This window comes from Vulcanisaeta sp. JCM 14467, assembly GCF_001316245.1.
In the GTDB taxonomy this organism is placed as follows: Archaea; Thermoproteota; Thermoprotei; order Thermoproteales; family Thermocladiaceae; genus Vulcanisaeta.
Genome location: NZ_BBDM01000008.1, coordinates 13362 through 32047, shown reverse-complemented (window position 1 = coordinate 32047; position 18686 = coordinate 13362). Strand labels below are relative to the sequence as shown.

Annotated in this window: 22 protein-coding genes and 4 pseudogenes; 12 read left to right on the top strand and 14 right to left on the bottom strand. The window is 43.1% G+C overall.

What is annotated here, in order from left to right:
* Positions 1-203: 203 nt before the first annotated feature.
* Both JCM14467_RS08265 and JCM14467_RS20035 read left to right on the top strand, forming a co-directional pair.
* Positions 204-904 (top strand): annotated as a pseudogene (locus tag JCM14467_RS08265) (diphthine--ammonia ligase).
* Between the two features lie 16 nt (positions 905-920).
* Positions 921-2202: pseudogene (locus tag JCM14467_RS20035) on the top strand (amidohydrolase).
* A 9-nt stretch (positions 2203-2211) separates the two neighbouring features.
* Here the strand turns inward: JCM14467_RS20035 and JCM14467_RS08255 are convergent.
* On the bottom strand, positions 2212-3162 hold the full coding sequence (locus JCM14467_RS08255; RefSeq protein WP_054849776.1) for an isoaspartyl peptidase/L-asparaginase: 951 nt from the start codon (positions 3160-3162) through the stop codon (positions 2212-2214).
* A gap of 133 nt (positions 3163-3295) precedes the next feature.
* Between JCM14467_RS08255 and JCM14467_RS08250 the strand changes: the two genes are divergently transcribed.
* The 4 genes and pseudogenes from JCM14467_RS08250 (at position 3296) to hemC (ending at position 7238) form a co-directional block, all read left to right on the top strand.
* Positions 3296-3655, top strand: a complete 360-nt coding sequence (locus tag JCM14467_RS08250) for a sigma factor-like helix-turn-helix DNA-binding protein (protein WP_054849775.1) — start codon at positions 3296-3298, stop codon at positions 3653-3655.
* Complete coding sequence (locus JCM14467_RS08245) at positions 3652-3879, top strand: hypothetical protein (protein WP_054849774.1); 228 nt, start codon at positions 3652-3654, stop codon at positions 3877-3879. The genes JCM14467_RS08250 and JCM14467_RS08245 overlap by 4 nt, the downstream gene beginning before the upstream one ends.
* A 91-nt stretch (positions 3880-3970) precedes the next feature.
* Entirely contained in the window at positions 3971-6298 is a 2328-nt protein-coding gene (locus JCM14467_RS08240) for a hypothetical protein (RefSeq protein ID WP_252901146.1), read from the top strand.
* A gap of 27 nt (positions 6299-6325) precedes the next feature.
* Positions 6326-7238: pseudogene (gene hemC / locus JCM14467_RS08235) on the top strand (hydroxymethylbilane synthase).
* Between the two features lie 164 nt (positions 7239-7402).
* Here hemC and JCM14467_RS08230 read toward each other — a convergent pair.
* The 3 genes from JCM14467_RS08230 to JCM14467_RS08220 are packed head-to-tail and all read right to left on the bottom strand — an operon-like array spanning position 7403 to position 8551.
* Positions 7403-7708, bottom strand: coding sequence for a hypothetical protein (locus JCM14467_RS08230; RefSeq protein ID WP_054849772.1), 306 nt, complete (start codon positions 7706-7708; stop codon positions 7403-7405).
* Positions 7705-8097: a hypothetical protein gene (locus tag JCM14467_RS08225; RefSeq protein ID WP_054849771.1), complete on the bottom strand. Its 393-nt coding sequence runs from the start codon at positions 8095-8097 to the stop codon at positions 7705-7707. The genes JCM14467_RS08230 and JCM14467_RS08225 overlap by 4 nt, the downstream gene beginning before the upstream one ends.
* Entirely contained in the window at positions 8087-8551 is a 465-nt protein-coding gene (locus JCM14467_RS08220; protein WP_054849770.1) for a DUF371 domain-containing protein, read from the bottom strand. The genes JCM14467_RS08225 and JCM14467_RS08220 overlap by 11 nt, the downstream gene beginning before the upstream one ends.
* Positions 8552-8603: 52 nt before the next feature.
* Between JCM14467_RS08220 and JCM14467_RS08215 the strand changes: the two genes are divergently transcribed.
* Positions 8604-9728, top strand: a complete 1125-nt coding sequence (locus JCM14467_RS08215; protein WP_054849769.1) for a tyrosine--tRNA ligase — start codon at positions 8604-8606, stop codon at positions 9726-9728.
* 2 nt (positions 9729-9730) lie between these two features.
* Here the strand turns inward: JCM14467_RS08215 and JCM14467_RS17260 are convergent, their stop codons facing one another.
* Genes JCM14467_RS17260 through JCM14467_RS17250 form a run of 3 tightly spaced genes read right to left on the bottom strand, consistent with a single transcriptional unit; the run spans position 9731 to position 10907 of the window.
* Positions 9731-10486, bottom strand: a complete 756-nt coding sequence (locus tag JCM14467_RS17260) for an NAD(P)/FAD-dependent oxidoreductase (RefSeq protein WP_252901145.1) — start codon at positions 10484-10486, stop codon at positions 9731-9733.
* A 17-nt stretch (positions 10487-10503) separates the two neighbouring features.
* Positions 10504-10707 (bottom strand): hypothetical protein, encoded by a 204-nt coding sequence (locus JCM14467_RS17255; protein WP_252901144.1) that lies wholly within the window; start codon positions 10705-10707, stop codon positions 10504-10506.
* Positions 10708-10721: 14 nt separating this feature from the next.
* Positions 10722-10907: an NAD(P)-binding protein gene (locus tag JCM14467_RS17250; protein ID WP_252901143.1), complete on the bottom strand. Its 186-nt coding sequence runs from the start codon at positions 10905-10907 to the stop codon at positions 10722-10724.
* 60 nt (positions 10908-10967) lie between these two features.
* Here JCM14467_RS17250 and JCM14467_RS08205 point away from each other — a divergent pair, with 60 nt between their 5' ends.
* On the top strand, positions 10968-12674 hold the full coding sequence (locus JCM14467_RS08205; protein WP_054849768.1) for an HD domain-containing protein: 1707 nt from the start codon (positions 10968-10970) through the stop codon (positions 12672-12674).
* A 316-nt stretch (positions 12675-12990) separates the two neighbouring features.
* Here JCM14467_RS08205 and JCM14467_RS19610 read toward each other — a convergent pair.
* Positions 12991-13643, bottom strand: a pseudogene (locus tag JCM14467_RS19610) (M24 family metallopeptidase).
* Between the two features lie 506 nt (positions 13644-14149).
* On the opposite strand from JCM14467_RS19610, the gene JCM14467_RS08195 reads away from it, so the two are divergent.
* Positions 14150-14860 (top strand): hypothetical protein, encoded by a 711-nt coding sequence (locus JCM14467_RS08195; protein ID WP_054849766.1) that lies wholly within the window; start codon positions 14150-14152, stop codon positions 14858-14860.
* A 91-nt stretch (positions 14861-14951) separates the two neighbouring features.
* Positions 14952-15434 carry a helix-turn-helix transcriptional regulator gene (locus JCM14467_RS08190; RefSeq protein ID WP_252901142.1) on the top strand — a complete coding sequence of 161 codons (483 nt, stop codon included), beginning with the start codon at positions 14952-14954 and terminating at the stop codon, positions 15432-15434.
* Here JCM14467_RS08190 and JCM14467_RS08185 read toward each other — a convergent pair.
* Genes JCM14467_RS08185 through JCM14467_RS08170 form a run of 6 tightly spaced genes read right to left on the bottom strand, consistent with a single transcriptional unit; the run spans position 15414 to position 17744 of the window.
* Entirely contained in the window at positions 15414-16286 is an 873-nt protein-coding gene (locus JCM14467_RS08185) for a PfkB family carbohydrate kinase (protein ID WP_054849764.1), read from the bottom strand. The two genes, JCM14467_RS08190 and JCM14467_RS08185, sit on opposite strands and share 21 nt — an antisense overlap.
* Complete coding sequence (locus JCM14467_RS17240) at positions 16286-16495, bottom strand: hypothetical protein (RefSeq protein ID WP_252901141.1); 210 nt, start codon at positions 16493-16495, stop codon at positions 16286-16288. The genes JCM14467_RS08185 and JCM14467_RS17240 overlap by 1 nt, the downstream gene beginning before the upstream one ends.
* Before the next feature lie 2 nt (positions 16496-16497).
* Positions 16498-16668: a hypothetical protein gene (locus JCM14467_RS17235; protein WP_252901140.1), complete on the bottom strand. Its 171-nt coding sequence runs from the start codon at positions 16666-16668 to the stop codon at positions 16498-16500.
* Positions 16665-17015: a hypothetical protein gene (locus JCM14467_RS17230; RefSeq protein WP_252901139.1), complete on the bottom strand. Its 351-nt coding sequence runs from the start codon at positions 17013-17015 to the stop codon at positions 16665-16667. Before JCM14467_RS17230 ends, JCM14467_RS17235 begins: the two co-directional genes overlap by 4 nt.
* Before the next feature lie 46 nt (positions 17016-17061).
* The gene (locus JCM14467_RS08175; protein ID WP_054849763.1) at positions 17062-17493 is read right to left on the bottom strand and encodes a hypothetical protein; all 432 of its coding nucleotides are present in this window, start codon (positions 17491-17493) and stop codon (positions 17062-17064) included.
* A 35-nt stretch (positions 17494-17528) separates the two neighbouring features.
* Positions 17529-17744 (bottom strand): hypothetical protein, encoded by a 216-nt coding sequence (locus JCM14467_RS08170; protein ID WP_054849762.1) that lies wholly within the window; start codon positions 17742-17744, stop codon positions 17529-17531.
* 100 nt (positions 17745-17844) lie between these two features.
* On the opposite strand from JCM14467_RS08170, the gene JCM14467_RS08165 reads away from it, so the two are divergent.
* Together JCM14467_RS08165 and JCM14467_RS08160 are read left to right on the top strand one after the other, a co-directional pair.
* Positions 17845-18045, top strand: a complete 201-nt coding sequence (locus tag JCM14467_RS08165; RefSeq protein WP_252901138.1) for a hypothetical protein — start codon at positions 17845-17847, stop codon at positions 18043-18045.
* Between the two features lie 39 nt (positions 18046-18084).
* Positions 18085-18645: a hypothetical protein gene (locus JCM14467_RS08160; RefSeq protein ID WP_054849761.1), complete on the top strand. Its 561-nt coding sequence runs from the start codon at positions 18085-18087 to the stop codon at positions 18643-18645.
* Positions 18646-18686: the final 41 nt, after the last annotated feature.

Genomic DNA, 18686 nt, shown 5'->3' with positions numbered 1-18686 from the left:
TATCGATTACGTGATCCAGCAGTTAAACAGCAACATAATGGGAGTACTTTTATTTAAAAAGAGTTAAAAATAGCCATGTAAAAGTGATTAATACTTTTTTTTCTTTCCTTCCTTTCTATATTATCTTTGAGGATGCTATCTAAAGGACTTGTACTGATTTATGGCCTTAGTGTTTTAAGGCGTGGATTGACTGTGTATTAATAATGAGGGTTTGTTCATTGTTTTCAGGCGGTAAGGACTCCACGTACGCCCTTCACTGGGCTGTACTCAAGGGATTTGACGTTGTCTGCCTACTAACACTTAAGCCTCATCGCTCTGACTCCTGGATGTTTCACTATCCAAACGTTGAGTGGACGAGGTATCAGGCCGAGGCGTTGGATATTGAGCAGGTTATTTATGAGACTAACGGTGTTAAGGATGTTGAACTTGAGGACTTGAGGAGAGCATTTGCCGATGTTAAGGGGAGGTTTGGCGTTACTGGCATTGTGACTGGAGCCCTACTGTCTGATTACCAGAGGATGATGATTAACATAATAGCCCATGAGGTTGGTCTCAGGGTATATTCGCCACTGTGGAGGAAGGATCAGGTCACTTACCTGAGGGATTTGTATAGGCAGGGGTTTAGGTTCGTATTGACGTCAATAAGCACCATGGTATTAGCCCCAGGTTATTGGGTAGGGTATTGATGCTCAGCGATATTGAGGAGTTGATAAAATCAGCCGCTAAGTATGGCTTTAATCCGGCGTTGGAGGGTGGTGAGGGTGAGACTTTCGTTGTTGATGCGCCATTATTTAGGTATAGGATTGTTATTGATGATGGTGAGGTTAAAAGGTTGGATCAATACTCGTGGATTTACGTAATTAAGGCCGTACACCTGGAACCAAAGGTTTTAGATAAGGCGTAACAACCAGGAATTGCCCATGGATTATCTACTTAAAAATTGTGACTTTGTGTTAACGTGGATTAACGATGAACCTAAGGTGCTTAGGAACGTGGACATAGCAATTAGTGATGGATTGATAACGGGCGTTGGTACTATAACCATGGGTGGGTTTGAGAAAATTGATTGCTCGGGCCACGTGGTAATTCCAGGGCTTGTTAATGCCCATACACATACGCCAATGTCCCTATTGAGGGGATTCTATGATGATGCGGAGTTAATGACATGGCTTAATAAAATGTGGAGTGTTGAGCGTGAGTTAACCAGGGACGTGATAGCCCTCGGCAGTGAGTTATCCATAATTGAAATGATTATGAGTGGTACAACTGCTTTCATCGATATGTATCATTATCCTGACGTGACGGCAGACGTGGCGTTGAAGTACGGGTTGAGGGCTGCCCTGGGGTCTACATTCATAGACACGCTAAGGAAACCCTCATGCGTTGAGAATGAATTAAGGAATTTCGTGAGTACTTATGGTAAGTCACAATTGGTTAGACCATTGATTAATGTCCACAGTATCTACGCTGTCAGTAGGGACACGCTGTTAAGGGCTAGGGACTTGAGTAATGAGCTTGACCTACCGATCCAGGTCCACGTGTCCGAGACTAGGGATGAGGTTTACGAATCAAAGAGGAGGTATGGCATGTTCCAGTGGAGTACTTAAACTCGCTTGGCCTGGTGTCGAGTAAGTCACAACTCATTCACCTGGGCTGGGTCACTAATTGGGAGTTGGGCATAATAGCGAGGGTGAATGCCAGGGTGACCCATGCACCGACATCGAATATGAAGCTAGCCACGGCAGGTCACTTTCCAATGAGGGAGTTGATGGATATGGGTGTTATAGTGACGCTGGGCACTGATGGGCCGGCCAGTAATAATTCCCTCGACATGTTTAGGGAGATGAAGATGGCAGTACTACTCCAGAGGCACTCGTACTGGGACGTGAGTATTAAGGCACTGCACGCGTTTAAGGCCGCCACCATAAACGGCTATAGGCTATTGGGGCTTAATGGTGGTTGCGTAGGCAGTGGTTGTGTGGCTGATTTAGTATTGCTTGACTTAGGTAGTCCAAGGCTTCAACCAATTAGGGTGATAATCTTCTATCTAACATTGTTTATTCCGCAGATGGCTCTGACGTGGATATGGTGATTGTCAATGGTAGGATCGTGTACGATAAGTCCAGGGATTATTGGGTATTTAGAGAGCGGGCGAGGGAGATTGGAGAAAGACTCAATGATTTTATTAGGAAGTTCCTGTAGCAGTTTGGCTTATGGGAATGGGTCACTTGGAAAGTGTGCCACAATCACCTTATTCATGCCTTCCCTACCCCATGCCCTACCCATGACCTCCGTATTGAATGCTGAAGCCACATTACCAGAGCTGTCAATTGCGATTAACCCAATATTACCTGGGCCAAACAACTTAGTGACGTAATCAACAACCTGCCTAACAGCATCACTGATTCCGATGCCGCTCTTAACCAGCGTAGCTACCCTGAATGACGCCATGGCCCTGATTATGAACTCCCCAATGCCCGTAGCCGACACGGCACATACGCCATTCTCAGCCCAGTAACCAGCGCCGGGGATTGGTGAGTCACCCACCCTGCCAGGCCATTTAAGTACTACACCGCCCGTGGACGTTGCAGCAGCTAGGTTACCATCTCTATCAAGCGCCACCGCACCAACGGTGCCTAGTAAGCCCAATTTCCTAGCGAGGTCTACGTTTTTCTCGTACCGTGAACGCAAATTCCTAATCAAAGACTTATACCTATTAATTTTAGGTTCATTTATTAGCTCCGTGGATGGAACCCAAAGCCCAAACTGCTTGGCCAGCTCCTCAGCGCCCTCCCCAGTTATTAATACGTGATCTGTCTTCTCCATCACAAGCCTGGCAAGCCTTATCGTATTTATTACGTGCTTAACGGACGCAACGGCACCAACACTTAAGTCTCTACCCCACATGACACCGGCATCCTGCTCAACCTCACCATACAAATTCAACACCGATCCCCTACCAGCATCGTAAGAACCGTCAAGTTCCATGGACGTGACGGCTTCAACAACCATGTCAAGGGCATTGCCCTTCTTTGCCACTTCAAGACCTGCGTTCACGGCATTTACTAAACCATTTAAGTACCTTCGCCTATGTTCCTCATTGATGAAGTAACCTAGGCTACCGGCGCCGCCGTGAACAGCTATTGTGGCTTTTACACTCATTGGGTTCCAGGGATAATTGGTCCCTTAATATTATTTACCACCAGTTACCGTATATTAATAAGTATGATTTGAATAATTCATTAATTTAGAGGCATAAACTGATTTTTAGCCGAGGACAGTACTCAATAAATGTATGTCGAGTAAATTGACGAAGACCGAGGAATTGGCTGCTAAGCTTTATTTTAATGAGGGATTGAAGCCTAAGGAAATAGCCCAGAAGCTCGGTATATCAGTAAACACGGTATACAAGGCAATATCTAAGTATAGGGCTTTCACTAAAAACATGGATCAAGTAATAAGTCAAGCAAGTAATGATAAGCAGGTAAGTAGAATGGATACCCAGGTAAGTAATAATAATTTAATAAGTAATAATTCGTACTTATTGGGTGGTTATGGCGGTATCTTTAATGTGAGTTTATCAATTATTGCAGGAATGCCTGAGCCCCAGTCAAGGGTGATTATTCATATGATAATGCTTATCCGGGTGAGTTGATAAAGGAGTTGAAATCTCTTAAGGAATTGATTGGTAAGCTCATTGAGAAGGTTGAGGAGCTTGAGAAAAGAGGTGCGGATGGCTGTGTCTCCAGTTCTATGAGAGGGCAGGATAAAGTTGTTGGTAGTGCTGGTAGTGAGCAGTTTAATAATGACTCATTACCTGATTTTATACGAGATAATCCATGGATTGACGTTATTAAGTCAATACATGCAGATACATAGTTTCTCTCAGTTTCTCCTGAGTTTCATTTAATTCTATTTTTAATTACTTAGGAAAGAAACGTTTATAAAGTATTTTTCATGGTTTTATTATGTGAAACAGAACGTAATAATGAGCGTCATTTCTACGATAACTGACGCCATTATAGCCGTACTACTCTACATGGTTTTTCCAATAATACCCCTTTACATATTTATAATGCTATTAGCCCTAGTTATTGCATCGTCAGCTCTCAGGAGGTACGGCATAACAGCAGCTATATTGATAACGTATGTAGTACTAACTTTCATAACAACGCTGGGGCATGCATCATTATTGATAATGCCATTACTTATAGCTGCTTATTTAATAACCGAGGCTGGCATTATTAATGACGTAGCAATAGCATCATGGGCCCTACTATTCACACCACTGTATTGGTTATCAATACCACTCTCAATAGCACCATCTGTAAAGGGGTATAGTGTCAGGTCGGCAGGCCTTTTCGTACTACTCACATTACTTTACGTAATTGGTGCTGCGTATCAGGGTATTACGTGGATCCCAATAACGGCCATCCACGCGACAAACCTAGACCTGATACATGGGATGGAGTCCCTATTATTCGATAATTCAGGTAATTTGCTCACCATGTATCATGAATTGAGCAATGCACCGCTTTATTTCATCCTTATAATCATCACCGTAGTACCGCCCTTAATAAGTAGGTACTTAACAAGGTTGCTCATGACCTGGCACACTAATGCGATTTTGTCGCAAGCAATCATTAACCTAACGCCACAGTTAATTACGGCATCCATACTTTACATTCCATTAATTATCAATACATGGAATTACTACGTAACTCCCCTAGTCATTGTTGGGGCGGTTATTATCGGGCTTGCCACCTACGCACTTGAAATCGCGCAGTCCCGACTTAAGGCAGGTATTCAATCAATGTTAAGTGCGAGGAAGAGCCCACCAATTGTAATACCGGTGGTTGATCCAATAACGATTACCGAATATAGTTACTGGGCTAAGAAACTTCCTAAGGATGATGTAGATTTCGCAAACACCATAATAAACACACTATCTAAGACTGGGGTGATTGCATTATATGCTTCGTTACCTCAGGATAGGGTTGAGATAATAGCTAAGGTGCTATTTGGATTAACCAGGTCTAAGGGATTCATAGTTAAGGGTGATATTGATGACCTGTCAAATGACATTAACTGGTTTATTAGAACTCATGAGAGGTCGTTACTCGTACTAATGCCTAATGAAATTAATAAGGACCTATTACTCAAATTAATTGATTACAATAGGCATACTAAGTTATATGCGTTGATAGTGAATAGTGATGTTAATGCCATAAATAAATTGAGGAAATACGGTATTGAGGTTGTGAAATACAGCACTACAGAGAGTATTGGGAGGGAGCAAAGGCAAAGTAAGTATGTTGAGGAGATACGATTGAAGCAGGTTAATGAGGCCAAGGAGGTAATCAACACCGACAAGTCCTCTAATAACCCAGTTCTAACGGCTGAAGGGTTCGTGACTAATAGGACAAGCCCCGGCCCTCAAGCGCGTGCAGAGAACGTGTCAGTACAGATTAAGGAGGAGGTTAAGGTAGAGAACGTGAATAAGAACAATGAAACAGTCACTAATTTACCGTTGGAGAGGAAAGACGTAAAGGAGGAAAAGGTCCCAGAGGCGCCTAAGCCGCAGATACGTAAGGAGGAGACAAAAGGTAAGACAGTTACTGAGAAACCTAGGGTTAAGGGTAAGGGTATTAGTACCAATGTCGTTATTGCGCTTGACCCTGTTGACTTGATAAGTATGAATACGAAATCCAAACTCATTGATTATATTGATTCATCAATCAGGTTAAGGGATATGATGAGTAACCTAGGGCTTAAGTACATAGTATCGGTATTAGTGGTGGGTCCGCCTAAGTCGGGTAAGACTGCGTTGATAAACTACGTGGCTAAGCATCTTGGCGTGTCGATTATTAATTATAAGGATCCAAGTATTTCCATAATTGATAGTGCGATAATTCATGTACCAAATCTTGAGGAGGTCATTAACACGGATTTAAACCACATACTTAAGCTCCTAAACATAGCCAAGGCTAAGCACTTGGTCATTGTATTTGAGAGTAATAATCCGTGGCTCATAGATCCAGGGTTCATTAAGAAGAACATAGATGCTGTAATACCCGTATTACCTATTCATGATGAGTATGTTGATGAGATTATTGCAGATAAGCTTAAGGTTGGTGATAAGGATCGGGAGGTGATTAAGGGCATAATTAAGTCATGCCCTGCTGTTGAGGCTATTGAGAAGATTAAGTTATACCTATCCTCCAGGGATGGAACGAACGTATTATGCGAGGACGTGTTTAAGAAGTACCAGGACTTTGCCCAGTCGTTTAGTGTTTAAATAATGTAACTAATAGGGTACTGCGTAATGAGAATTAGGATTGCAACCAGAGGGAGTAGATTATCGCTAATACAGACGGAGATCGTAATGAACATGATCCGGAAAGTCGAGCCCAACGTGCAGTTCGACGTAGTTATCGTAAGAACAACAGGCGATGTTATTCAGGACAAGCCACTATACGCAATTGGGGTTAAGGGCATATTCGAAAAGGAGGTTAACCTGGCACTGCTGAAGGATGAAGCTGACATAGCCGTGCATAGTCTCAAGGACCTGCCCAGCGAGATTAGTCCAGGTCTCGTTGTCGCGGGCTTCTCACCCAGGGATCCACCATACGACGTCCTGGCGGTTAGGGACAACTACCCAAGTGATTTAGCGGCACTACCAAGTGGTGCGAGGGTTGGTACGTCAAGCGTTAGGCGTAGGGCATTCCTCCTGGGCATTAGGAGGGATATTTCAGTGGACGTCATTAGGGGCAACGTTGATACAAGAATCAATAAATTGGTAAGGGGTGATTACGATGCCATTGTAATCGCGAGGCAGGTCTTGCGAGGTTGATGAGTGACGTGAAATCTTTCCGTATTAAATATACCCGCATACCCCTTGATACATTGCCACCAGCGCCTGGGCAGGGCATAATAGCGGTTGTTGCCCGTGAAAAGGATACGGAACTAATAGACCTCCTGAATAAGGCCAGTGATCCCAGGGCTAGGCTGAGGCATTGGCTGAGAGGGCATTTTTAAGGACCGTCGGTGGTGGCTGTCACGTACCTGTTGGCGGTGTGGCGATTCATGAGGGGGATCGTATAGAATTCATCGCAGGTATGGCTGATTTAAATGGGGAGAGGAAGGTCATTATTAGGTTAAGTGGTTCTTCGTTGAGTCCTGAGGAGCTTGGGGTAAATGCTGCGCATGAATTATTGAAGCGATGGAATGAGAAATAAATCCGCTGACTTTGATTAGTATTATTATGAACGTTTAGTTCACTATTCAGTTGTTAACTAAACCTTAATGAAGACGCTGAGCTAATAATGAGTTGCCAAGTCTTTAGGATGAGGCAGGTTAATGGGGATCCTGGTTAGGCTTAAGCAAGGCTATTGCAAGGTTATTATGTAATCACGGGTAGTCTAAGGGCCATGGCCATTAATGACGTGGTCACTGGTATCGCTAGGTTGTCTTCAAAGCCGTATGCCTCGGCGAGCGCCGCTACCACGGTTATAGCAAACGTGCCAATTAATTGATTTGTGAATAAGAATAGTACTATAGCGAGGGATGCCATTCCTACGAGCATGCCCTCCATTGTGGCATTACTAAAGGGTAGCTTAACCCTACCAAGGAGTACGCCGCCGATCGCGCTCATTGTGTCGTAAACTATTACCGATATTATTCCGTAAATGACGTAATTACCAGTCAATAACTGCTAATCAATACGCCGATGGCACCCATTAGGATGCCCAGGTAACCACCTCTCCTCTCGTAATCCCTCTCGACACTCTCAAGCAGTTCCTTAACGGTCCTCTCAAGCCTCATTAAACCGTCATCCAGCGTATCTATTGGTATTGCCGAGCCTATTGGTGACTTCGTGATCTGTTGCAGTATTGACCTCCTGGCACTTGTTAAGGCATCCAGCAGGACTATGGTGATTATTGGTCTCTTAACCTGGATTACGTATATCACGGAAACACCCAGGGCAATTAATGCGAAGTATAGCGTTGTTGATATTCCATAGGCGTTTAGGTTAACTATGAATGGTATGATTAGGAAGACGGATAGCACAACATGGATTAATTTCCTAAGTGCCATTGCCCTTAATTGTTCCATCCTGCTCAAGGTCGACACCTACAATGTATACTGTTAAGGGGCTTCCTTTCTTTAACCTATCTATGAGTCTTCTATCGAGGTTAATGGCTGCCTTATTCGCCTTGATCATTAATGTTGCATCATCAATGTAACTACTCCTCCTAATTATCAACTTATTATTATTGCTTAGGGTGAGCCTTGATGAACCCATGCCGATTACATAGTCAAAGTAATCATCAACAATGAATATGACCATTACCAATGATCCATCCTTCCTAATGACCTCCTTAAGTTCAGGGTTTATGTCGGATAACCCCTTATCAGCCTTAATACCAATTATGCAATCGCCTCTTGGCGTTAAATAATCATCCCTTGTTATCTCAATCGTAGTCCTATGCCTAGCGCTGACGTTTACGTGGCCCCAAGCCCTTACCCTATCAATGACTACCTTAACCACGTGAATTCTATATCAATAAAGTTTAATTATCTTAATTTTAACGGTATTAATAATGGATATTGAGGAGAGATTATCATTAATAACCAGGTACCCCACGGAGGAGGTTCTCACAGTTGATGAGTTAAGACAATACCTAGAGACTGGAGCTAAGCTAAAGCATTACATAGGGTTTGAGATCAGTGGATTCATTCATATTGGTACTGGTATCGTCAGCCTATCAAAGGTTGTAGACCTACAGAAGGCGGGTATTGAGGTGTCGATACTGCTCGCCGACATACACTCGTGGCTCAATAATAAGCTTGGCGGCGATCTTGAATTAATAAGGAGGGTTGCGAATAGGTACTACGTTGAGACCTTTAAGAAGGCCATTGAGGTCCTTGGCGGTGACCCTGATAATGTGAGGTTTTACATGGCCAGCGATCTGTATCACAACAATGATGAGTACTGGTACTTAATACTCGACCTGGCCAGGATGACGAACCTAGCCGACATTAGGCATAGCCTGACAATACTCGGTAGGAAGATGGGTGAGTCAATACCAATGTCGTGGCTAGTCTACCCGCTGCTCCAGGTTGCCGATGTGTTTGTGATAGGTTCACACATTGCTCACGGTGGTATTGACCAGAGGAAGGCCTACGTACTAGCCAGGGAGGTCGCGCTTAAGGTTAGGTTTTACCCATTGACGCTCAATAATGAGAAGGTTAAGCCAATAGCCCTATTCCACAGCCTAATACCTGCCTTAAACATAACCGGTAAGGAGTCTAAGGAGGAATTAAGTGAAATGAAGATGAGTAAGTCCCTGCCCGACACGGCAATATTCCTACACGATAGCGCGGAGACCATACGCCAGAAAATACTCAAGGCCTACTGCCCGCCGAGGGAGGTCAGGATGAATCCAGTGGTTGAGCTGGTGCACCTATTCTCCTTCAGGGAGCGTAGGGACAAGCCCTTCATCATTGAGAGACCTCAGCAGTATGGTGGCGGCAGGATGGAGTTCTGGACATTTGATGAATTAACTAAGGCATATACCGAGGGCAAGATACACCCGCTAGACCTCAAGAATGCCGTTGCTGACGAGGTGGTTAAATACCTCGAGCCGATCATTAAATGGTTCCAGGAGGGGCAGGGTGCGAAGTTGATAGAGGAGATGAGCGGTATAATGAGGATAACGAGATAGCACTACTCCAGCGTATCCTTAATTAACCTATTGATTCTGCCTGGTTCAATTAATGATAATTCATTAACTACTGCAAGGAGCGCTTTAATGAACTGCCAAGGTCTTCTTGAGGCTGCCTTCATTATTGCGTCAATGTGATTATCATAATCCTCAACAACGACATTAACCTTACTCATTAGCTGCATTATATTGCCTAAGCTTCTATTTATCATCATATGTAGTATGTATGATGCGGAGCCCAACGCCTTAACCATCCCCCTAATATACTTCCTGAATAATGCATCGTAGAGAGACAATGCATCAGTTATTGATAGTCCCTCCTTTACGGCATTACTTATGCTTTCCGCGAGCAACTTCGCACTTAGCATACCCATTATAATCCCCCCTCCCGTCATTGGCTTAACAAAACCTCCAGCATCACCAATTATCGCTACATTACCCGCAACCACGTGGCTTGGTGATCCACCAATTATTATCTTACCACCAAATGGTTTTGATTGCTCGGCATTAATTATCTTCAGTAGCTCCGTGAATTTAACCCACACATTGGCATCATCAGCAATCCCAATCCTGAACTCATGGGAATTCCTTGGAACTATCCAGGCAAAGTAATGCTCACTGAGCTTCCTATCAAAGATAACCACAATCTCATCATCGCTCCTAGGCATTAACTCACTTACGGCAAATGACTTAGTATCGGTCTGTATGCCATAAACATGGGTTGGCTTCCACGGAATTAAATTCCTCGTTAGCGCCATGTTGGCGCCCTCCGCAATTATGGCGATGTCAAATGCTCCTGCCGTAGTTTTGTCTTAGCAATCCCATTATCTAACTCAGTAACCCTCTCACCCAACGCTAACGTGGCGCTACCCAACTCATCGGCAAGGTAATGCTCGAGACCTGGTCTATCAAGCATTGCTATTGTTCTTTCCCTAAAATCAAAGGTTATGCTATTACCGCTTAAGTCAGTTATTCTCACATACCTATAGGTGTTCACGATGGGGGGCGATATGCAAGGACCTTTAACGAACTAAGATTAACAAGACCTGTGCAATGGGGTGGTATTCCAAGCATCCTGTCTTCCTCGAATATTGTCACATTCATAACCTTACTCAATTCACGGGCTAGGTAAAGCCCGCTGGGTCCTGCACCCACTATTATGGCATCGCTCTTGCTCATTCCTAATTAATGGAAGAACTGACAATATTAATATATATGTTTAGTCCTTAATTCCGGAAAATGACACTTAATTATGCCAAGGTTATCGCAGACCCAGCACTTGGCTGGATTAGGCTAACTAATGAGGAAGCTAGGTTCATTGATTCCTGCAGGTATGTGCAGAGGTTACGGTACATTCATCAACTCGGCCTAACATTTATGGTTTACCCATCAGCCCACCATAGTAGGTTTGAGCATTCATTAGGCACACTTCAAATAGTGACCTTAATGCTTGAGCGAATGCTTAGATCCAATGAGGTTAGGGAATCACTACTAAACCTTGGTAGGTCCATGGGCCTCGATACAGAGGATGAGTTGATAATGCACATGAGGATCGCCGCATTACTGCATGACCTGGGTCATTTACCCTATTCCCACGTATTTGAGGGTGTTTATGGTCAGGGCATTGATCCATTAATTAAGAGCTGTAGTAAGGGGATTGATGAGGAGGTACTGGGTAAGGTCTTTAAGGGTCCCTTTAAGGAGCATGAGTTAATAACGTACTTCATACTCACGAATAATGATGAGTTTAAGAGTGTGCTTAGGGAGTCAATGCCTAACATCGACCTGCGTATAATAAAGGCATTATTGCACGGTGACATTATACATAAGATTTCCGAATTATTACCACAGTACATGGATGTGATTAGTTATGAAGATATTAAGTTCCTTAAGTCACTTGGTGATGAGCTAGGTCCGTTAAACATTCTAAGGAATTTGATATCAGGTGATCTTGATGCTGATAGGGTGGAGTACGTACTTAGGGACTCCTACCTGACCGGCGCCAGTATTGGTTCGGTCATTAGCATTAGTGATATTGAGAGGATACTCGATAACATGAGGGTTATTAAAAGCGGTAAGGACTATGTACTGGCGTTTGATGAGAAGGCAAGGGCTAACCTGGAGGGTTTTGTAATTGCTCGCTCCAACATATACAAGCTCGTATACCTCCATCACAAAGTCGTTCTCTTTAATACATTGGCCAGGAACCTACTAAGTGAGTTATTGAGGTATTATGATGAGCTTAATGACGATATTAGGGATTACCTATGCACGTTGTACCGCTTCTCAATTGGTCATTTAAAGGGTTATGAGATCATGCACGTGATAGATGATTACCTATTATCCATACTGCTAAGGAATAGGCAATACCTCATAAGTAAGATACGCAGTATTTCCAAATTCCTTGACCCTCTAATATCGAGAAACACCACGTTCAAGGCGCTGTGGAAGAGGGATTTCGAGTTCCTAAACCTCATTAATAAGCAAGGCATTGAACTCAAGCTAATAAATGACGTACTCCCATATCTATTAGGTAAGAGTGAGTTTAAGGATGAGGTCCTACGGGCATTCTATAACGAGTTAAGGAAGGAGTTCAATGAGGCATCAATTACCTGTCTACGTAAATTGGTCGATAACGATCATCTAGAGTCATCAATAATAATAGGATTTAGGACATTTGAGCCTGAGGCCAGGCTTAACATAATCCATGGAGATACCCTAGTTAATATCAATGAGTTATCGCCATTGGCGATATCCGTATCCGACGCATGGAGGAGATCGCCGCATGTATTCGTATTCGTGGATGTTGAGGAGTTAAGTAATGCCTGCCGGGGTATTGATGTAAATACCATACTGAACCACTTAAGGGGTTTGGTAATGAGGGCTATGTATAATGCATTAAGAGGTTTTGGTAATGTTATTAGTAAGTATTTCAATAGCCTGTAGATAATGGAGCCCCTCGTTACTTAATGTTACCTTACCATTACTAACCCTTACAACATCAAGTAGGTTAATCACGTCGCTGGGGTTAACTGAGTATCCCATACTGTTTAAATGCTGCGTTATTTTTGAGATTAGGTCAGGAAATTCATGAATACTTATATATCCTAGCTTATGGAGTTCCTTAATAACCATCAACTTGAAAATTAGAGAGTCTGGAATTTCTCGTGAACTCATCAGTAATAATTAATGGTGACTCACTTATTAAGCTAATGAGTAAAAAATTACCCTCGTATAGGCTGAAACTTTCGATTTTTACAATTTAAAATAAATCGACGGGATACCTACTTATTGGTCTCGAACCAGTCTCAGTAACTAGTATTGTATCCTCAATCCTAACGCCACCAACACCCTTGATGTAAACGCCAGGCTCCACGGTTATTACTTCGTTTGGCAGGAGCTCCTCATCACTTGAGGGACTTATAGACGGCCTCTCATGAATCTCTACTCCAACGCCATGCCCGGTACTATGTATGTAATATGCGTCAAAGCCGTACTCAGCAAGTACATTCCTCGCTATCGAATCAACATCCTAGCCTTGACACCTGGTCTAACGGAGCTGGAGGCCTTCCTGAATGCCTCAAGTACGGCTAATGCGGCATCTCTTAATTTACCGTTCACTGACCCCACGGCTATGGTCCTCGTCATATCCGTACAGTAAAGGTGATATCGAGCACCAACATCTATGGTCACCAATTCACTCCTACCAATCACCCTATCGGTAAATACGTGATGTGGATATGCACCATTTGGGCCTGATGCCACGATAGGCTTAAACGCCACATCCTCGGCGCCCTTACTAATCATTTCCTGATACAGCATTGCAGCCACATCCCTCTCCCTCCTACCCTCAAGCCCTCTCTTCAACACGCTGTCTAAGGCCTCCTCGGTTATTCTCGTGGCCTCCTCAATCATCCTAACCTCATACTCATCCTTAATCTCCCTTATTTTCAGAATTGAATCATTAATATTAATGATTTTAATGCCCACGGAACTAAGCTCCTTAGCCACTGGCGAATCCGGGTTGTCAATGCCAACAATATTGTTTGGCTTAAGACCAACCTCCCTGAGCAAGTAATTACCGAGGCTCTTGGATACGAATAGTCTCTCCTCCGGCATTCTCTGCGGTACCTCGACTGTGGAGTAGCCTATGAGGTTCACGTGGTCACCAACAATATTCTGAGCCCTTTGGAAGTCGAGCCTTGGGACTATTAGCGCTGTATCCATTGATCTATTGATAATAAGCATTAATCCACTATCAACACCTGTGAAATACTCAAGTTCGCCTCACCAACCACAACAATTAAATCTAGGCTTAATTCATCAAAGAGACCTGATACTTCTTCACACGATCCTTAACTATACTCACGGCATGTTTAAAGTTAATACATTTTTAAATTACTTCTCTCTATTCAATATCAATGATTAACTGGAACGTGGAGTCCGAGGATGCATTGATGGCCACGTATGTGCATAGATACTCGGTTTTCGGTAAGACCATTGAGACGAGGATCATGTATGACAAGGCCATTAATAAGTATAAATTAAGGTTCATATCGATAAAGCCCATAAACGAGATCGAGTTATCCCTACTCACAATATTGACCCCTCATTTCAAATTTACGGTAGACTACATCCAGGATAACAAGGTGGCCATGATATACCCAAGCCCCGAGACTGAGCTATACGATGATTTACAATCAGTTAATACGTACGTTGACTCACTAATAACACTAATGGTCGAATTACTAAGCTACTCAAGCAACCCATTATTGAGAACCGAGATTAATTATGAGCTTTCATCAAGAAATTGGATACTCGACTTAAGCGATGTTACGTCAAGCATGTTCAAGGTTTATGACACCAAGGTTGGTGTAATTAGGGTGTATGTGGAGCTTGAGCACCGCCAACTGGAGTTGGGCAGGGTTAAGGTAGATGTCTTGGTAAGAGCCATAACGGCATTAAAGTGCGTAGTTGATTACCTCGTAAATAAGGGGTTTAATGCCCAAATAGTTTATGAGGATCTCGGTATAGCGCACCTGATGGCTGAGTTTCCTAGCCTTGGAATATTAACGTTAATAGCCACAAAGATAGATGATATGATCAATGAGGTGGAAAGATCATGTTCTTGAGCGGCTGTGGCCATATACATTCTATCCCATTTGACCACCTATACACTTCATTATAACCAGGTGTAATTTATAAATAAGTACGCCACCCACTATGTCTTGTATGGTTTTGGTGAGTACGTATGATTATTACCTAGTGGCTTCTGTCGCTCTTATCCAGTTTGCGGTATTGGCATCATTCATTTATCAGGTATTTAAAGAATCAAGAAAGCCAATGGATAAGGAAGTGGAGAGGGTGCGGGTTAATAGATCATCAACCGTTATTAATCAATTAGAGTTTGACGCAGCGAGTAAGAATAGGGCGGGTACATCAGATGTTAATGAGTCATTCGTAAATATTAATGAGGATGAGGTGAGGGTCTTATCCTACTTATTAAATAAGGGTGGTGATGCATACCAGGCAGAAATCGCTAGGGAGTTGGGATTACCCAAGAGTACGGTCTCCAGGATAATTAGGAGACTGCATGATAAGGGGTTAATAACTGTTAGGAGGGTTGGCAGGTTTAGTTATGTTCAGATTACGGACATTGATTACGTAAGCGATATAGTCAATAAGTCAAGCCCTGGTAAGTCGTGAGAATAGTTTATTGGCTATCTCATCCACGACACCATTATTAATGACGCCATAGGGCCCCTCACCCATCGTCTTAGCAACAGCGACCGCATTTGAGAAAATGAATGACCACTCAAGGTCCTCACCCCTACCGAGCATGTACGTCAGTGCGCAGGTCAATACATCGCCAGCCCCAGTCGGGTCTTTCGCATTGACTATGCCGTCTGTTGAAACATGGAATTTGCGACCGTTATGCATTAATATTGATCCATTAGCGCCCATGGTCAATACCACGATCTTATCTGGGTACTTACTGATTATGGCATTGAATTCATCCATTGATACATCATCAACACTTGCCTTAATAACATCGGCATACCTCATTAACTCCACAACATCGTTAATATTTATCCTAACGTCAACATAATTATTCTCATCAAAAACCCTGGTAAACCCCTGCAAATCAACACCGACAAACCTAGTGACTCCCCTAATATGCCGCATAACGTCTAGGCTCACCTCTCTAGCTATTGGATTCACTGCAACCGTGTCGGGCAAGTCATAGAGGTCATGTATTGCGAAGTTCCTGCATCTCGCCAATAACCTTAACCTCCTCGTTGTATCGTAATACGTTATTTCGTATGACGTACTGTCACAATCATTCAATACCTTAATCCTATCCGTGACTATGCCCCTAACCCTGTAATCATTTAGGTAATTATTAAAGTCACTGCCAACTAACGTGATTGGTAATGGCTCAATCCCTAATTGCTTTAGGTAAAATGAGCAATAAGTAGGTGCACCACCTGGTGACCTCCTGACGGTTGAGCCCCTCCTTATTATGTCGATTGCTGTATGACCGATTATTCCGAGCATCAGGCGCCTTTATTAACAGTGGTTAATAAATTATTAGGGATGAAGACATCAAGAAGCAACTTAACGGAGTGCCCAATCCTACCAAACCTAACATCATTTATAACCCTTGAGGACCTTATTAACGACATTATTACGCTCGTGAAATTATTAATGCCCTCAATCGTTGATACCAATGATACCCTAACCTCATCACCACTACTCTCCCTCACTATTACCAAGCCATCATTACCATAAATCCTAACCCTACCCCTAACGTACTCCCTATACCCAGGAACTTAACGTTACTATTCATTACAAGCCTTAGGTAGGCCGTGTAAATCATGAAGCTGGACTTTATATAATTCCTCAATACAGTATCAACCACGCTCAATAACTCGTTCATGGCATTACCATGAAAACTAACGCCTCTAAGGAACTCCTCATTAACGCGGTACCTAACGTATGACGCCTTACCACCCTAACACTAAGCTCATAAAGTGCCAGCTCACTCCTCAATAGGGCGTAAACCTCAATACTCGATAAGTCGCCCCAGATGATGGGTCTAACAGGCTTGCCCTCCACGTATGAGCCTTGGTATGGGATTAACATTACGTAATTACCAGCTTCATTGCATGGCGTAATGAAGTCAATGTAATTATCCCTATGCACTACGCAGAGTACTCCATCGTCCAACTTGAGTGGTAGTATTGGGTGCCTTCTCATGATTAGGAATTTAGGTAGCACAATCACTAACTGCTACGGTATTTAATAGCCTAAAACACAAATTTCAGCGGTATTACTTAACCCTCTTAAGGAAGACAAGTGGCCCGTACCTTTCGAGGGTGTCGGCTATCAAGCCCAGGGTACCCTCATCCCTACCTGTGAAGCCCACGATCCTAACATCCCTATCACTAAGCCTGATGTAGTGGTCAAGGTCAAACCTAATAATGACCTCCTTAGGGCCAAAGACCACCTTAAACTTCACCCTATTCTCGGCAAGCTTCTTAACGGCCTCAGCCGTCGTCGCTATTTGCTTAGGCGTTGGTTTACCTCTCGGACTCCTCTTACGCAACTCACTAAGTTCCTTCTTCGCCTCCTCATCCTTTATCTTAACAATCCCCTTAACCTCATCAATCACTATTGAATCGCCTTGGTAATCAACCACCTCAAAGTTTTCAGCATCATTAACAAGGTTTAGCAACTCATTTATTGATACCTGCCTTGCCATATTTTATAGGGTAGGGTATTAGGAATTTAAATGCATTACGTGTTAATGAGGGACAGGAACCTCCTATACTTACTGTCATGCGTGACCAAATGCCTAATGGCATCATTTAGGTTGAAGAATAGTGCACCGCACTCCTTACCATCCTTACCTCTGTACTTACACCTTATGTGAGGTGCATTGCCCTCATACACAACCTCAAGGACGGGCCTTAATTCAGCAGGTATCTCGGGTATTTTTGCTTCACTACTCATTAACTAATTTCGGGCTTTAAGGGATTTTAGTGTTTTGGCCATTATGTTGGTTCAAGTTTCTTGGACATTAACATTTATTAATTAGTTATTTGTTGATAGGGTGATCTGGATGATGCCGCAGAAGGGCATTAGGAGTATATTATCGTCAATACCGTATTATAGTTTGAATCCTTACGTGAATAAATGCCCAAGTTGTGGGTCTGTAATGATGATTGATGGTGAGTGGATTAGGGAGGACAGTAGGCATAGGGCTAAATTAATTGAGAGGTCCCTAACATGCCCTACTGTAAGGTTAGGATAAGGCAGTACATATACCTGCAGTGATTAGGGTGTCTAAGGCATGTACTCTGACGAGATACAGAGGCTGATTGATAGATCATCCATGTTCATGTTCATCTCAGTCATTGCCTCATTACTCTCGGTTATCATGATAGTCATAGCCGCTGACTTCCTATCAAATGATTTACCACCATCAATAGCGGTGAAGTACTTCCAGGTACTCACCTTCCCTGGGCTTAATGTGGTTACGGGGCTCGTAGCTGCATCATCAATAATGGCTGTGATTGGGGGTTTCCTGATATACATGGCAAGGTCAAGTCTAAATAGGAGGGAGTTCCGGGGATTACCCTCAATAATCGCCACAAGCCTAGTCCTAATTTTAATAGCGTTGATATCGGTCATTAGGATATACATTATTTACCAATACTATGTCGGTTTTTCAGGGATGATGGGCCCGTTGCTGCCTGGTACGTTTTCACTAATACTATCAATAATACTACTAGTGATCACGCTTGTGCTCACCCTCCTAGCCTTAATGATGAGTAATGAAATAAGAAGGAGGTACTCACCACGCAGGGTGAGGAGGCGCCAACCTCCACCATCTCCACCACCCCAGGTTTGATTAAAATAAAGATTGATAAAGCATCATATACATGTTTTTAC